Genomic DNA, 13,171 nt, shown 5'->3' with positions numbered 1-13,171 from the left:
TTACACCAGCATCGCCTTGGCGATCTCGTTGCGCTTGGCCTTGCCGCACAGCTGCTCCACCAGGGCAAGGGCGAAGGCCAGTGCGCAGCCCGGCCCCTGGGCGGTGATGCAGTTGCCGTCCACCACCACCGGCTGGTCGACGAAGGTGCAGCCGGACAGCCGGTCGCTGAAGCTCGGGTAGCAGGTCATGCGCCGCTGGCGCAGCACGCCGTAGGGCTGCAGGGCCATGGCCGGCGCGGCGCAGATGGCGGCGAAGAAGCGCCCCGCCTTGGCCTGCTCACGGACCTTCTCGGCCAGGGGTTCATGCTCGCCCAGGCGCTGGGCGCCGGGCATGCCGCCGGGCAATACGATGAGGTCGTAGTCCTGGGCCAGCACGTCCAGCAGCATGGTATCGGCGGTCAGGCGGGTGCCGCGGGCCAGGGTGATCATGCGGCGGCTCTCGATGCTGGCCACCACCGTCTTCACCTCGGCGCGCCGCAGCACGTCGATCAGGGTCACGGTTTCCAGGTCTTCGACGCCTTCGGCGACGGCGATCAGGGCCTGGAGATGAGGTTGGGTATGCATGGTGTTCTCCTTCTCCTGGAAACCGAAGCTGTCCGTCCGGTCATAAATTCACCGCTCCCGGGCTAGCTGGTATGATGCGCGCCTTTTTCCAGACTGGCAGAGAAAAGTCCATGGCGCCCGCGCGCGCCGTGCAACTGTGCTTTGCTTTTCGCCAGCTGAATGACAAAGACGCAGTGCGTCACGGGGAGCCACACATGCTGGAAAAGCTATTCCAACTCAAAGCACACGACACCAACGTGCGCACCGAGATCCTGGCCGGTCTGACGACCTTCCTGACGATGGCCTACATCCTCTTCGTCAACCCGGCCATCCTCGGCGAGACCGGCATGGACAAGGGCGCGGTGTTCGTCGCCACCTGCCTGGCGGCCGCCATCGGCTCGGCGGTCATGGGCCTGATCGCCAACTACCCCATCGCCCTGGCTCCCGGCATGGGCCTGAACGCCTTCTTCACCTACACCGTGGTGCTGCACATGGGCCACACCTGGCAGGTGGCCCTGGGCGCGGTGTTCATCTCGGCCTGCATGTTCTTCCTGCTGTCGATCTTCCGCATCCGTGAATGGATCATCAACAGCATCCCGCTGGAGCTGCGCTCGGCCATCGCCGCCGGCATCGGCCTGTTCCTGGCGCTGATCGCCCTGCAGAAGGCCGGCATAGTCGCCGCCCACCCGGTGACCATGCTGACGCTGGGCGACCTGACCAAGCCCGAGCCGATCCTCGCCGTGCTCGGCTTCTTCCTGATCGTCGCCCTGGAAGCGCGCAAGGTGACCGGCGCCGTGCTGATCGGCATTCTCGCGGTGACCCTCGCCGGTATCGCCCTGGGCGCCTCGCAGTTCGGCGGCATCTTCTCCATGCCGCCGTCCCTGGCGCCCACCTTCCTCCAGCTGGACATCAAGGGTGCCCTGGAAATCGGCCTGGTCAGCGTGATCTTCGCCTTCCTCTTTGTCGACCTGTTCGACAACTCCGGCACCCTCATCGCCGTGGCCAAGAAGGCCGGCCTGATGCGCGCCGACGGCTACATGCCGAAGATGGGCCGCGCACTGATCGCCGACTCCACCGCCGCCATGGGCGGTTCCCTGCTGGGCACCTCCACCACCACCAGCTACATCGAATCGGCCGCGGGCGTCAGCGCCGGCGGCCGTACCGGCCTGACCGCCATCGTGGTCGCCGTGCTGTTCCTCCTGGCGCTGTTCCTCTCGCCGCTGGCGGCCAGCGTCCCGGCGTTCGCCACCGCGCCGGCGCTGTTCTTCGTCGCCGTGCTGATGGCGTCGGGCCTGGCCGAAATAGACTGGGATGACCTGACCACCGCCGCGCCGGTGCTGATCACCACCCTGGCCATGCCGTTCACCTATTCCATCGCCGATGGCATCGCCTTCGGCTTCATCGCCTGGGCCGCGATCAAGACCCTCGCCGGCCGCTTCAACGAACTGAGCCCCGCGCTGGTGATCCTGGCCGTGCTTTTCGTAATCAAGATGGGTTTCTTCCACTGATGAGCCGTCCCCAATTCGACCCCGCGGCCTACGCCGCCCAGCTCCAAGAGAAAACCCAGCGCCTGAAGGCGCTGCTGGCGCCGTTCAACGCGCCTGAGCCGGAAATCTTCGAGTCCCCCCGCGAGCACTACCGCCTGCGTGCCGAGTTCCGCCTGTGGCGCGAGACCGGCAGCGAGAACCGCCACTACGCCATGTTCGAGGCCGGCGACAAGTTCACCCCGATCATGATCGAGGACTTCCCCATCGCCAGCCGCCGCATCAACGAGCTGATGCCACGGCTCAAGGCCGCCTGGCAGGGCAACAAGGTGCTGTCCTTCAAGCTGTTCCAGGTGGAGTTCCTCACCACCCTGGCCGGCGATGCGCTGATCACCCTCTGCTACCACCGTCCGCTGGACGAGGCCTGGCAGGTCGAGGCCGAAAAGCTCGCCGCCGAGCTGGGCGTGAGCCTGGTGGGTCGCTCCAAGGGCAAGCGCATCGTCATCGGCCGCGACTATGTCGAGGAAGAACTGACCGTCGCCGATCGCGCCTTCCGCTACCGCCAGCCGGAGGGCGCCTTCACCCAGCCCAACGGCGAGGTGAACCAGAAGATGCTCGGCTGGGCCTACGAGGTACTGGGCGAGCGCCAGGACGACCTGCTGGAGCTCTACTGCGGCAACGGCAACTTCACCCTGCCGCTGGCCACCCGGGTGCGCCGCGTGCTGGCCACCGAGATCAGCAAGACCTCGGTGAACGCCGCCCTGGCCAACCTGGCCGACAATGCTGTGGATAACGTGACCCTGGTGCGCCTCTCGGCCGAGGAACTGACCGAGGCGCTGAACGAGGTTCGCCCGTTCCGCCGCCTGGCCGGCATCGACCTGAAGAGCTACCAGTTCGGCAACGTCTTCGTCGACCCGCCCCGCGCCGGCATGGACCCGGACACCTGCGAGCTGACCCGGCGCTTCGACCGCATCCTCTATATCTCCTGCAACCCGGAGACCCTGGCGGCGAACATCCAGCAGCTCAGCGACACCCACCAGGTGGTGCGCTGCGCCCTGTTCGACCAGTTCCCCTACACCCACCACATGGAATCGGGTGTGTTGCTGGAACGCCGCTGAGCCACACCCCGGCCCCTCTTCCACGGGAGGGGGGCGCCCTACCCCCCGTCCAGCTTGCGCAAGGCCACGAAGGCCAGCCCGGCCGACACCACCTCGAAGAGCAGCGCATAGAGGTTGAAGGTCTGCCCCAGGCTGCCATCCAGCCAGAGGCCGCTGACCCGCCCCAGGGCCAGGGCGACGTAGACCAGCACCAGCAGATCCAGCGCCGCCCGCGCCAGTTGCAGGCGCAATTGCGCCAGCAGCAGGAAGGCCGCGAGGCCCAGTTGCAGGCAGCCGTACCAGGCGCGCACATCGGTCACCGCCGAGGGGTCCATCAGCAGCATGCCGCTGAGGCTGGCCATTTCTTCCGGGCGGATGAAGTAGGCCAGGCCGAAGCCGGCGAGAATCAGGGCCTGCAGCCCTAGCAGGACGCGGGTGAAGAGCATTGGCGGGTCTCGCGACAGGGTCAGGAAATCAGCATAGGCGGTCCGGGAACAGCCTGATACAGAGCTTCGCTTGGGGCCGGCCGGGGCTGGCGCTATGCTTCCCTCTTCGTCCCGGCCCGCGTCGCCACAAGGAGCCCCCCATGCGCTACCTCCTCCTGCTCAGCACCCTGTTCGCCGGCATCGCCCAGGCCGCCGAGCCGATCACCATGGACGTCTACCGCGACCCCAACTGCGGCTGCTGCAAGGCCTGGATCAGCCACCTCCAGGACAACGGCATAACCGTGCGCGACCATGTGGAAAACGACATGGCCGCAGTGAAGACGCGCCTCGGTGTGCCCCACAGCCTGGGTTCGTGCCACACCGGCGTGGTCGACGGCAAGTTCGTCGAAGGCCACGTGCCGGCGAGCGACGTGCTCAAGCTGCGCGAACGCCCCGACCTGCTCGGCGCCGCCGTGCCCGGCATGCCGGTCGGCTCCCCCGGCATGGAAATGGGCGATCGCCATGACGCCTTCCAGGTGATCGGCGTGTCCCGCGACGGCAAACAGGACGTCCTTCGCGACTATCCTGCACACTGATCCCGAGCCCCCCCTTCAACGGCCGCCCGATGCGGCCGTTTTTCGTTCCTGGAGCCCCATATGGAGTACTGGCAAGTCGATGTTTTCGCCGAACGGGTCCTGGCCGGCAACGGCCTGGCGGTGTTTCCCGATTGCCGTGGCCTATCCCCGGCCGCGATGCAGGAACTGACCCGCGAGCTGCGGCAGTTCGAGTCGATCTTCCTGGCGCCGCTGGATGCCGCCAACCACTTCGCCGCGCGGGTGTTCACGGTGGAGGAGGAACTGCCCTTCGCCGGCCACCCGGTCCTTGGCGCCGCCGCCCTGCTCCACCACCTGCACGGCGGCAAGGCCGATGCCGACTGGCTGCTGCAGCTACCGGAAAAATCGGTAGGCATCACCACCCGTCGCCAGGGCAAGGGCTTCTATGCGGAGATGGACCAGGGCCCGGCCACCTTCGGCAAGGTGCTGGATGGCGCCAGCGCCGCTACCTTCGCCGGCGCCTTCGGCAGCCGCTACGACAGCCGCTATCCGGCCCAGGTGGTCAGCACCGGCCTGCCTTACCTGCTGCTTCCGGTGACCGCTGCCGGCCTCGCGGACGCCAGGCAGCGCGAACCGCTGGACGCGGCCCTGGCCGGGATAGGCGCGGCCTTTGTCTTCCTGATGGATGTGGACGCCCGTGAAGGCCGCACCTGGGACCCGCTGGGCGTGGTGGAAGACATCGCCACCGGCAGCGCCGCAGGCCCCGTGGCCGCCTGGCGGGTGAGCCAGGGCCTGGAGCCGGCCGGGCAGGCCTTCTCCCTGGCCCAGGGGCGCTTCGTGGGCCGACCGAGCCGGCTCGACGTATGCGTCGGCGAAGCCGGCAACGTGCTGGTGGGCGGCACGGTGCAACTGCTCGCCCAGGCGCGCCTGCTGCCCTCCCCGGCGGAGCTCGACTGACGACCGGGCTGGCGGGTATCGCCGCCAGCGTCAACACTGAATAATTCGCGATACGACGGGAGAGTGGACATGCGCTGGCAACGTGCGCGTCGCAGCGACAACGTGGAAGACGCCGGAAGCGCCGGCGGCGGTGGCATGCGCCTGCGCGGCGGCAGGGGACTGGGGCTGGGCGGGATCGCCATCGTGGTCGTCGTGGCGCTGCTGATGGGCGAGGACCCGCTGCAGATTCTCGGCCAGATGACCCAGCAGGGCACCTCGGTGAACCCGCAGCAGCAATCGGCCATGCCCACCGGCACGCCGGAGGAGCGGGAATTCGTCCGTGCCGTCCTCGGCGATACCGAAGACACCTGGCGCGCCATCTTCCAGGCCGCCGGCCGCCAGTACCAGGACCCGAAGCTGGTGCTGTTCAACGGCGGCGTGCAATCGGCCTGCGGCTTCGCCGATTCGGCGGTCGGCCCCTTCTATTGTCCGGGAGACCAGAAGGTCTACCTCGACCTGGACTTCTTCGAGGAGATGGCCAGCCGCTTCCAGGCCGCCGGCGACTTCGCCCAGGCCTATGTGATCGCCCATGAAGTGGGCCACCACGTGCAGACCCTGCTGGGCGTCTCCGCCAAGGTCAACGCGGCCCGCCAGCGCGGCGAACGGGTGGAAGGCGACAACGGCCTGCTGGTGCGCCAGGAACTCCAGGCCGACTGCCTGGCCGGTGTCTGGGCCTTCCACGCGCAGAAGCGCCTGGACTGGCTGGAGCCCGGTGACCTGGAAGAGGCCCTGAACGCCGCCAATGCCATTGGCGACGACCGCCTGCAACGCCAGACCCGCGGCCAGGTGATGCCCGACTCCTTCACCCACGGCACCTCGGAACAGCGGGTGCGCTGGTTCAAGACGGGCTTCGAGAAGGGTGAAGTGGGGCGTTGCGATACTTTTTCGGTGGCGAAGCTCTGAGGGGAATCGAGTGGACTGAAACTTCCCTCACCCCCAGCCCCTCTCCCAGGGGGAGAGGGGAGTCGTCCGGCACGGCGATGGGCGGTGAGTCACCCCTCTACCTCCGGGAGAGGGGGCGGGGGTGAGGGATGCCCGCCTACCGCTTCGCCGCCTGCAGAATCCGCTCTAGCACCGCCTCCGTCTCGCGCAAGGCTTCTCTCGAACTGAAGCGCAGCACCCGAATTCCCTGCTCCGCCAGCCAGCCATCCCGCAACTGATCCCTCCGAGGATCCAGGTAGTGCTGCCCACCATCGATCTCCACTGCAAGGCACGTCTCCATACAGTAGAAATCCAGGACGAAGGGGCCGACCGGATGCTGGCGGCGAAACTTCAAGCCTTGAAGCTGGCGGCCTCGCAGGCGGTGCCAGAGATACAGCTCGGCGTCTGTCGATGTACGCCTCAGCGCACGGCTGAACTCCAGATGTTCCTCATCGATGGGCGGCTTGCGCATGGTGGCTTCCTCCATGCCCCATGGCTGAATTCGCACCAGCCTGCCACCTCCCCCACCCACCTCAGGACGAATCAGCCCTTTCTCACCCCCGGCTCAGCCGCAGCAACTCCCCACAATCCCGCGCATGCCAGTCCACCAGTTCCGGCCAGGGGTTCTCCGGCAGGTTGACCAGTACCGTGGCGGCGCCGGCCGCGCGGCCGCAGTCGAGGTCGAAGCGGTAGTCGCCCACCATCACCAGCTCGCCGGGGGCCACTTGCCAGCGTTCGGCAAGGTGCAGCAGGCCGCCCGGATGGGGTTTGGGCGGCGCCTCGCCACGGCCGAGGATATCGGCGCTGGCGAAACAGTCGTCGAGGCCGATGGCCTGGAGGGTCAGCAGCGCCAGTTCGTGGGCGTTGCGGGTGAGGATGCCGAGCTGGCAACCGCGCCCGTGGAGTTCGCGCACCAGGTCGAGGGCACCGGTGGCGGGCGTGGCGTTGAGCGCCAGTTCCCGTTCGTGCGCAAGCAGCCAGGCGTGCTTGGCGGCGGCTTCGTCCTCGGGCAGCGCGGCGAGGTGGTGGAGGATGTCGTCCTCCGGCGGGATCTCCAGGGCCACGCGAATGGCGGCGAAGTCGTGCACGGCAATGGTCAGGGTGCCATCCATGTCGAACACCCAGTGGCGGTACTGCGCCAGGCTCATCTCTGTCTCCAACGGCTGAGTTCGTTGCCCGCAGGGTACACCGCCGCGCCGCCTCAGTAGTTGATGATCAGGGTGACATTGTCGAGGTAGGTGCCGGCGGGCACGTTGGCCTGGGTCGGGTCGACGCTGGCGTCGAACTGGTAGTTCTGCTGCGCGCCGTTGCCGTTGGCCGACTGGGTCTGGGCGGTGGTCCAGACCGTGCCGCTGGCGGGGAAGTAGAGGTTGTAGTTGATGTGCGAAGTCCCGGAGACCAAACGGCGCCAGGGCGCCTGGTAGTTCTCGCCGTTGTCGAAGCCGATGGTGTAGCCCTCGGTGTTGGTACAGGTCACCCCCACGCTGGTGGTGACCCGGCTGAACTGGCTGATCAGCGCGTGGTTCCCCAGGTCCACCGGCGGGGTGCTGTTGATGATGCAGGCCTTGCTCACCAGCAGGGTGAGCTGGATCGAGGCGATCGAGCCGGTGCCCCAGTTGCTCGGCGCGCCGCACAGGTTCGCCGGGCAGTTCTGGGTGAGCCCCGGGCTGCGCTGCCAGCCGCAGAGCACCAGCACGCCGTTCTCGCAGATCGCGTACTGCCAGTTGATGTTCACCGTGGCGGTGTAGGTGCCGGCGGGCACATTGGGGCCGGCCGGCACCTGGAAGTACAGGGGCAGCCCGGTGGCGCCGGCCAGCAGGCCGAGGACGGTGAGGTCGGAGAGTTCCAGCGGCACGTTGGGCTGCAGCTCGGTGCCGCCGTTGCGGGTGAAGACCTTGAACGGAATGCTGTGACCCGCGCCGTCGCTGAGCACCAGCGGGGTAGTCTGCAGGGTGGCGCGGATGTAGTTGTTGGCCAGCAGCACGATCACGCTGGCGCAGCGCAGGCCGGCGCCACCGATATTGCCCTGGGCCGTGGTGATCAGGCTCAGCGAGCTGACGCTGCCCAGGCTGACCAGCGGCGAGGCGGTCACGGCGCAGGCCGCCAGCGCCCTGCCCGCTCCCAGCAGGAGGACCGACACCAGCATCCAACGCAGCAGTTTCCCGGCCATGCCTTCTCCTTTGCCTGTCAGCGGCAGGTCAGCGGGCCGACCTGGGCCAGCTCGCCGCCGGGGTCCTTCAGCTCGAACGACAGCTCGCAGCGGCCGCCATCCGGCCGCTCCACCCGGATCCGGTTGCGCTCGCCGAGCCCCTCGAAATACACCAGGCCGTCCCAGCCGACGTAGGCGGTGGTCCCCTGGCCGACGAGTTCCGCCTTGCTGCCCCTGGGCACCACCTCGCCCCGGCTGTCGACCAGCAGGATGCTGGCCGCCACCACCCGGCGCATGCCGAATTCCAGCAGGGCGCCACTGCCCTGGTGCACAGCGACGTTGCGGATCACCTCGGGCACCCGCACGTTGGCCGGCAGCTCCAGGGGGTCGACCTCGTAGCGGCCGCGGTAATAGGACGGCACCCAGGGCACCAGCAGGTGCCCGTCGCGGTCGGTGCGGCCGATGGGCTGGTTCTCGAAGCTCACGGGGACATCGGCGAAGCCGTCGGTGCTGACCAGCACGAAGGCGTCGTTGATCCGGTTGGCGGCGAACAGGCTGCCGTCCATGGCCACCACCGAGCCACTCATGTCGCCCCAGACGGTGCGCCGACCATCGTCCTCGTAGGCCCCCGCCTGCAACTGGTTGAAGCGATTGCGCCAGGTGACGTCGGCCTGGCGGTAGTGGCCGTTGCCGATGCCGTAGGCGAGGTTGTAGCCGACACCGCCGTCACTGGGCGGTGCGCGTCCGTAGTTGACCCGTTGGCGGTAGTCGCCCTGGCTGTCGCGCTCGATGGACGCACTGAAGGTGGAGTAGAGGTCGAAGGGCAGGATGAACTGCGCCAGCGCCGAATAGCCGTCCCCGCCGATCTCGCGGTTGAACGCCAGGTACAGGCTGCTGTTGCCCCACAGGCTGCGCGACCAGGACAGGTTGACCAGACGGGTGCGCTCGCCGTCCATGGATTCGCTGGCGAAGTAGCCGACCCCGAAGCTGCCCAGCTGCGGTGGATTGACCGAGAAGGTGGCCTGGTCGATGCGCCGCGCCAGGGCACCGCCCAGCACGCCATCCTCCAGGGCTCCGACCCGGCCGAGGTCGACGTAGCCGGTGCTGCGCTGCAGGCGCTGCAGGCCCACGCCGAACAGCGGTGAGAAGTAGCTGTAGCCGAGGCTGTACTGCTGCCCCCGCTCGCCGCCGTAGTGGCTGCTGGTGTAGGAGCTGCCGAGCGTGCCCCAGCGGCCCACCGCGAAGGTGCCGCCCAGGCCGCCCAGGCGCAGGTCCTCGCCGAGTTCGGCATGACTCTCCAGGGTGAAGGCATCGCTCACCCCGTAGCGGAAGGTGCCGCTGGCGGCCCGGCTGCCATAGGAGAAGTTCTTCAGGCCGTAGTCCTCGCGCAACTGGCCGAGGGACAGCGAGTAGTCGTAGAGGCCCTGCTGCAACAGGCTGTTGGTCACGTAGAAGGGCACGGTGGTGGCCACCTGGCGGCCGAGGGCGTCGGTGGTGACCAGGGTGGCGGTACCCGCGCCACTGATGAAGGGCACGTTACTGAGGGTGAAGGGGCCCGGCGCGATCTGGTCGCTGCTGACCCTGGCGTTGTTGATGAACAGGTCCACCGAGGTGGGCACCTGGGCGTCGCCGTTGAAACGCGGCAGCGGATAGGTGACCAGATCCGGGCGCAGGCCGAAGTTGCGCGCGACCTGCACGCCGCCCAGGCGCACCGCGCTGTTCCAGGTCAGGGCGCCGGTGACCAGGTCGCCGGCCTGGTAGCTGGTCATGCGCGGCTGGTCGTTGTAGCGCCAGAAGCTGTCGAAGCGACGGTAGCCGTCATCGTTCTCCTCGAGGTCGTCGAAGGTGTGGCGGTAGACCCCGGTGTTGTCCAGCACCCCGAAGCCGCCGAAGGCGCGCTGCTCGAGGAAGCCACTGAGGAACTGGGCGGCGTCTTCGCTGTTGTTGTAGAAGAAGTCGTAGTTGAACAGCAGGCCCAGGTCGCTTTGCGCCGGCGTCATGTCGTAGACGCTGGTCTGGCCCAGTTGCTGGTGCGGCAGCCATTCGCTGGGCAAGGTCAGGTCCAGCCGTTGCTGCTCCTGGTCGTAGCGACTGCCCAGACCGGCGATGGCGTCCAGCGCCTGCAAGCCGCTGGCGCCGTGCGCCAGGCGTACGCCGACGCTGCGCAGCTCGTCCGCGTCGGCGAAATAGCGGCCGCCCTGCACGGTCACCGGGATGATCCTCTGGGTCGGCATCTGGTTGATCTGCAGTTGCAGGTAGAGCTGGTAGCGCTGCTCCGGCTCCTGGGCCGCCACGGCAGCCGTGCCCAGCAGCAGGGCCAGGGCCAGCGCGACCACGCGGCCCGCGCCAGAGCTGACGAGCTTGCCCCCGTGCCGTCGCGCCATGCTCCCTCCCGCACCGCGCCGGGGTCACTGGCCGGGAATCGTCCGGGGCTCACGCCACTCATTGATCCTCGCCTCCATGCCGAGTCCGCTGTCCGCTACCCCGGCCGGCAGCACCCAGCGCATCCGCGCACCGGGCAGCACATAGCCGAGCAGGCCCTCGGCCAGCGGCACGCTGCGGCCGCCCTGGCTCAGGCGTACCTCCGACAGACGAGCGTGGGCCGGCCCCTGGTTGTGCAGCAGCAGGAAGCGTTGCCCACCCTCCTGTTGCAGGCTGAAGCTGAGCTGCGGTGCCAGTGGCTGGATACCGGGCCGGGCCTTGGCGTCGCTGGCCATCCCGGCGCCACTGCCGAAGACGAACAACGGCACCGAGTAGCGCATCTGGAATTTCACCCCCAGGTTGGCGTCGGGCTCGGCGTCCGGCTCGAGCATCTCGTCCACCAGCACCCGGTACGCCTGTTCGGTACCCGGCGGCGCCGGCCGCAGGCCGATCAGGCGGATCATCTGGCGCTTGCCCGGGGCGATGCTGACCACCGGCGGGCTGCCCACCACGGCCTGCTGCGGCGTCAGCTGGTCGCTGTAGCCGGCCTGGCTCCAGGCCAGCACCCGCACCTGCATGCTCACGGGCGCCTGGCCGCGATTCTCCAGCCAGAGGGCCGCGGCCTTCTGCTCGGCCTCGATCACCGGGTTGATCGGCCAGATCAGGATGGAGCTGGCGGCCCGCGCCGGCGCGCTGGCCAGCAGCAGGCCCGACAGCAGCAGCCCGAGGCCGGGTTTCGCCTTCCGTGCCAGGTGCAGAACGTCCATGTGTCCCCCTTTGTTGTTCTTCTAGTAGGTGATGGTCACCGTCACCGTATCGGTGTAGACGCCCGCCGACGGCATCACGGCGGCGCTGAACAGGCGCGCGTAGACCGGATAGGTCTGACTGCTGCCACCCGCCGGAAAACTCAGGCTCATGGCCGTGGCGCCATTGTTGCCGTCGCCCCAGACGCTGCTGTAGCCGGCATCCTTGTAGAGCTGGTAGCGCAGGGTCTCGGCGCCCTTGGCGAGGAAGCGTCCGGCACTGACGTTGCCGGTGTTGGCGCCGGCGCTGAGGGCGATGCTCATGTCCAGCCCCGGCGTGCATTGCAGGACGATGGAACCGCCACCCGGGGTGGTCACCCGGTTGACGTCGGTTGGCAAGGCGGCGAACTGACCGAAGGACAGCGAACCGAAGCTGCTGGCATCGCTGGCACCACTGCCGAGCAGGCAGCCCGAACTGATCACCGCCTGGAGCTGGAAGCGGCGCTGCACCGTCAGCTCGTCGGTGCCGGTATCCGCCGCCACGGGCACGGCCAGGGCCGACAGGGCGACGAGCGCGACGCCGCGCATCACCAGCTCACCGTGACGACGACCGTGTCGCTGTAGACACCCGGAGCCGGGGTCGCCTGCGCCGGGACCCGGCCGTACACCGCCAGGTGCTGGTCGCTGCCGTTGCCGACGCCGGTGACACCGACGCTGTTATCCCAGACGCTGAGGTAGCTGGAGCTGGTGTAGAGGTTGTAGGCCACCTGGGCACTGCCGGGGCCGGTCATGCGCCGGGCGTTGACGTTGTTGCTGCCGCCGCCGCTCATCAGCACCCGGTAGGGAGTGCCGGTCAGGCAGTTCACCCGCAGGGAGCCGTTGCCGACCGTGCTGGCCAGGTTGATCACGCTGGAGAGGGAGAAGTGGCTGCCGAAGTCCAGGGTACCGAACTGCCCCTGGTTGCCGGGGGCCGTGCCGCCGATGCTGCAGGCGGGCAGCACCTCGGCGGAGAAGCCGATGGTGGCGCTCTTGGTGGCGGCGAAACCGCAGGCTGGGGCGGTCATCAGTACCATCAGCGCCAGCCCGCTCCCTCTGCTCTGGCGTAGCCACGTCATGGCTCGCTCCTGCTATCTCGTGGATCGTCCCTGTTGATCTGACCCTGGCGCGATGCGCTACCAGGTGACGGTCACCAGCACCGTGTCGGTGTAGGTGCCCGCCGAGGGCGTGGTCTGCGCTGGCACGCGGCCGTAGACCACTATGTCCTGGTTGCTGCCGTTGCCGGTGCCCGAATAGGCGGTGGCGCCGTTGCTGCCGTTGCCCCAGGGCGTGCTGCGGGCGGCATCCTGGTAGAGGTTGTAGCTGACGAATTCGCTGCTGCCGCCACTCATCCGACGCTGGTTTCCGCTGGGCGCCAGGCCGCTGTTGAGGGCGATGGTGTAGGCGGTGTTGTTGGCGCACTGGATGCCGAACGAGCTGCCGGCGCCGGCACCCACGGATTGGCCGTCGACTATGTTGGCCAGGCTCGGGTAGGTACCGAAGCTGATGCTGCCGAAGCTGTTGCTGCTGCCATCGTTGGAGCTGTTGTTCACCGTGCAGCCGGCACCGATGGTGAGCTGGATGCCCAGGTTCCCCTGCAGGGTTCCTGCGGCCTGTGCCTGGGGCACCTGGGACAGCAACAACAGGGCGGGAAGCAGCCAGCGCATGCTTTTCATCGGACGACTCCTACGGCTCCTTGCCGTTACATACAGTCATGATTGGACCGTAGTCCAAAAAGCACGCCGAGCCAGAATGCGCGTCCAGTCAAAAAAAGATGGCCACTGGCCGCCACTCTTCAGTGC

15 protein-coding genes are annotated in these 13,171 nt (G+C 68.0%); 5 read left to right on the top strand and 10 right to left on the bottom strand.

Features of this window, described 5'->3' with window-relative positions; genetic code table 11:
- Entirely contained in the window at positions 1–564 is a 564-nt protein-coding gene (locus PCA10_RS04330) for a DJ-1 family glyoxalase III (RefSeq protein ID WP_016490811.1), read from the bottom strand.
- Positions 565–758: 194 nt separating this feature from the next.
- On the opposite strand from PCA10_RS04330, the gene PCA10_RS04325 reads away from it, so the two are divergent.
- Positions 759–2,051, top strand: a complete 1,293-nt coding sequence (locus PCA10_RS04325) for an NCS2 family permease (RefSeq protein WP_041770131.1) — start codon at positions 759–761, stop codon at positions 2,049–2,051.
- Positions 2,051–3,145, top strand: coding sequence for a tRNA (uridine(54)-C5)-methyltransferase TrmA (gene trmA, locus PCA10_RS04320; protein WP_016490809.1), 1,095 nt, complete (start codon positions 2,051–2,053; stop codon positions 3,143–3,145). The genes PCA10_RS04325 and trmA overlap by 1 nt, the downstream gene beginning before the upstream one ends.
- A gap of 38 nt (positions 3,146–3,183) precedes the next feature.
- Here the strand turns inward: trmA and PCA10_RS04315 are convergent, their stop codons facing one another.
- On the bottom strand, positions 3,184–3,570 hold the full coding sequence (locus PCA10_RS04315; protein WP_016490808.1) for a DUF4345 domain-containing protein: 387 nt from the start codon (positions 3,568–3,570) through the stop codon (positions 3,184–3,186).
- Between the two features lie 140 nt (positions 3,571–3,710).
- Between PCA10_RS04315 and PCA10_RS04310 the strand changes: the two genes are divergently transcribed.
- From PCA10_RS04310 to ypfJ, 3 genes are all read left to right on the top strand, one after another.
- Positions 3,711–4,145: a DUF411 domain-containing protein gene (locus PCA10_RS04310; protein ID WP_016490807.1), complete on the top strand. Its 435-nt coding sequence runs from the start codon at positions 3,711–3,713 to the stop codon at positions 4,143–4,145.
- A 60-nt stretch (positions 4,146–4,205) separates the two neighbouring features.
- A complete protein-coding gene (locus PCA10_RS04305) occupies positions 4,206–5,060 on the top strand; it encodes a PhzF family phenazine biosynthesis protein (protein ID WP_016490806.1) in 855 nt (284 codons plus the stop codon).
- 69 nt (positions 5,061–5,129) lie between these two features.
- Complete coding sequence (gene ypfJ / locus PCA10_RS04300; RefSeq protein WP_016490805.1) at positions 5,130–6,002, top strand: KPN_02809 family neutral zinc metallopeptidase; 873 nt, start codon at positions 5,130–5,132, stop codon at positions 6,000–6,002.
- A 136-nt stretch (positions 6,003–6,138) separates the two neighbouring features.
- Here the strand turns inward: ypfJ and PCA10_RS04295 are convergent, their stop codons facing one another.
- The 8 genes from PCA10_RS04295 to PCA10_RS04260 all read right to left on the bottom strand — a co-directional run bounded on the left by PCA10_RS04295 (position 6,139) and on the right by PCA10_RS04260 (position 13,045).
- Positions 6,139–6,492, bottom strand: a complete 354-nt coding sequence (locus PCA10_RS04295) for an endonuclease domain-containing protein (protein ID WP_016490804.1) — start codon at positions 6,490–6,492, stop codon at positions 6,139–6,141.
- 82 nt (positions 6,493–6,574) lie between these two features.
- Positions 6,575–7,168 (bottom strand): HAD family hydrolase, encoded by a 594-nt coding sequence (locus tag PCA10_RS04290; RefSeq protein WP_016490803.1) that lies wholly within the window; start codon positions 7,166–7,168, stop codon positions 6,575–6,577.
- Between the two features lie 53 nt (positions 7,169–7,221).
- A complete protein-coding gene (locus tag PCA10_RS04285) occupies positions 7,222–8,190 on the bottom strand; it encodes a Csu type fimbrial protein (RefSeq protein WP_016490802.1) in 969 nt (322 codons plus the stop codon).
- Between the two features lie 17 nt (positions 8,191–8,207).
- Positions 8,208–10,553, bottom strand: coding sequence for a fimbria/pilus outer membrane usher protein (locus tag PCA10_RS04280; protein ID WP_016490801.1), 2,346 nt, complete (start codon positions 10,551–10,553; stop codon positions 8,208–8,210).
- 24 nt (positions 10,554–10,577) lie between these two features.
- On the bottom strand, positions 10,578–11,357 hold the full coding sequence (locus PCA10_RS04275) for a fimbrial biogenesis chaperone (RefSeq protein ID WP_016490800.1): 780 nt from the start codon (positions 11,355–11,357) through the stop codon (positions 10,578–10,580).
- Between the two features lie 21 nt (positions 11,358–11,378).
- On the bottom strand, positions 11,379–11,921 hold the full coding sequence (locus PCA10_RS04270) for a Csu type fimbrial protein (protein WP_016490799.1): 543 nt from the start codon (positions 11,919–11,921) through the stop codon (positions 11,379–11,381).
- Positions 11,921–12,448, bottom strand: coding sequence for a Csu type fimbrial protein (locus tag PCA10_RS04265; RefSeq protein ID WP_231866615.1), 528 nt, complete (start codon positions 12,446–12,448; stop codon positions 11,921–11,923). The genes PCA10_RS04270 and PCA10_RS04265 overlap by 1 nt, the downstream gene beginning before the upstream one ends.
- A gap of 57 nt (positions 12,449–12,505) precedes the next feature.
- Positions 12,506–13,045, bottom strand: a complete 540-nt coding sequence (locus PCA10_RS04260; protein ID WP_016490797.1) for a Csu type fimbrial protein — start codon at positions 13,043–13,045, stop codon at positions 12,506–12,508.
- Between the last annotated feature and the right edge of the window lie 126 nt (positions 13,046–13,171).

Source organism: Pseudomonas resinovorans NBRC 106553 (assembly GCF_000412695.1).
Classification (GTDB): domain Bacteria; phylum Pseudomonadota; class Gammaproteobacteria; order Pseudomonadales; family Pseudomonadaceae; genus Metapseudomonas; species Metapseudomonas resinovorans_A.
Note: the sequence above shows the minus strand (reverse complement) of the source record. Positions and strands in the feature narration are given on the sequence as shown.

Excerpts from the sequence above, each read along its gene's own strand:
- PCA10_RS04330 (WP_016490811.1), bottom strand. The coding sequence starts at position 564 with ATGCATACCCAACCTCATCTCCAGGCCCTGATCGCCGTCGCCGAAGGC.
- PCA10_RS04270 (WP_016490799.1), bottom strand. The coding sequence starts at position 11,921 with ATGCGCGGCGTCGCGCTCGTCGCCCTGTCGGCCCTGGCCGTGCCCGTG.
- PCA10_RS04275 (WP_016490800.1), bottom strand. The coding sequence starts at position 11,357 with ATGGACGTTCTGCACCTGGCACGGAAGGCGAAACCCGGCCTCGGGCTG.
- PCA10_RS04265 (WP_231866615.1), bottom strand. The coding sequence starts at position 12,448 with ATGACGTGGCTACGCCAGAGCAGAGGGAGCGGGCTGGCGCTGATGGTA.
- PCA10_RS04295 (WP_016490804.1), bottom strand. The coding sequence starts at position 6,492 with ATGCGCAAGCCGCCCATCGATGAGGAACATCTGGAGTTCAGCCGTGCG.
- PCA10_RS04285 (WP_016490802.1), bottom strand. The coding sequence starts at position 8,190 with ATGGCCGGGAAACTGCTGCGTTGGATGCTGGTGTCGGTCCTCCTGCTG.
- ypfJ (WP_016490805.1), top strand. The coding sequence starts at position 5,130 with ATGCGCTGGCAACGTGCGCGTCGCAGCGACAACGTGGAAGACGCCGGA.
- trmA (WP_016490809.1), top strand. The coding sequence starts at position 2,051 with ATGAGCCGTCCCCAATTCGACCCCGCGGCCTACGCCGCCCAGCTCCAA.
- PCA10_RS04315 (WP_016490808.1), bottom strand. The coding sequence starts at position 3,570 with ATGCTCTTCACCCGCGTCCTGCTAGGGCTGCAGGCCCTGATTCTCGCC.
- PCA10_RS04290 (WP_016490803.1), bottom strand. The coding sequence starts at position 7,168 with ATGAGCCTGGCGCAGTACCGCCACTGGGTGTTCGACATGGATGGCACC.
- PCA10_RS04325 (WP_041770131.1), top strand. The coding sequence starts at position 759 with ATGCTGGAAAAGCTATTCCAACTCAAAGCACACGACACCAACGTGCGC.
- PCA10_RS04280 (WP_016490801.1), bottom strand. The coding sequence starts at position 10,553 with ATGGCGCGACGGCACGGGGGCAAGCTCGTCAGCTCTGGCGCGGGCCGC.
- PCA10_RS04310 (WP_016490807.1), top strand. The coding sequence starts at position 3,711 with ATGCGCTACCTCCTCCTGCTCAGCACCCTGTTCGCCGGCATCGCCCAG.
- PCA10_RS04305 (WP_016490806.1), top strand. The coding sequence starts at position 4,206 with ATGGAGTACTGGCAAGTCGATGTTTTCGCCGAACGGGTCCTGGCCGGC.
- PCA10_RS04260 (WP_016490797.1), bottom strand. The coding sequence starts at position 13,045 with ATGAAAAGCATGCGCTGGCTGCTTCCCGCCCTGTTGTTGCTGTCCCAG.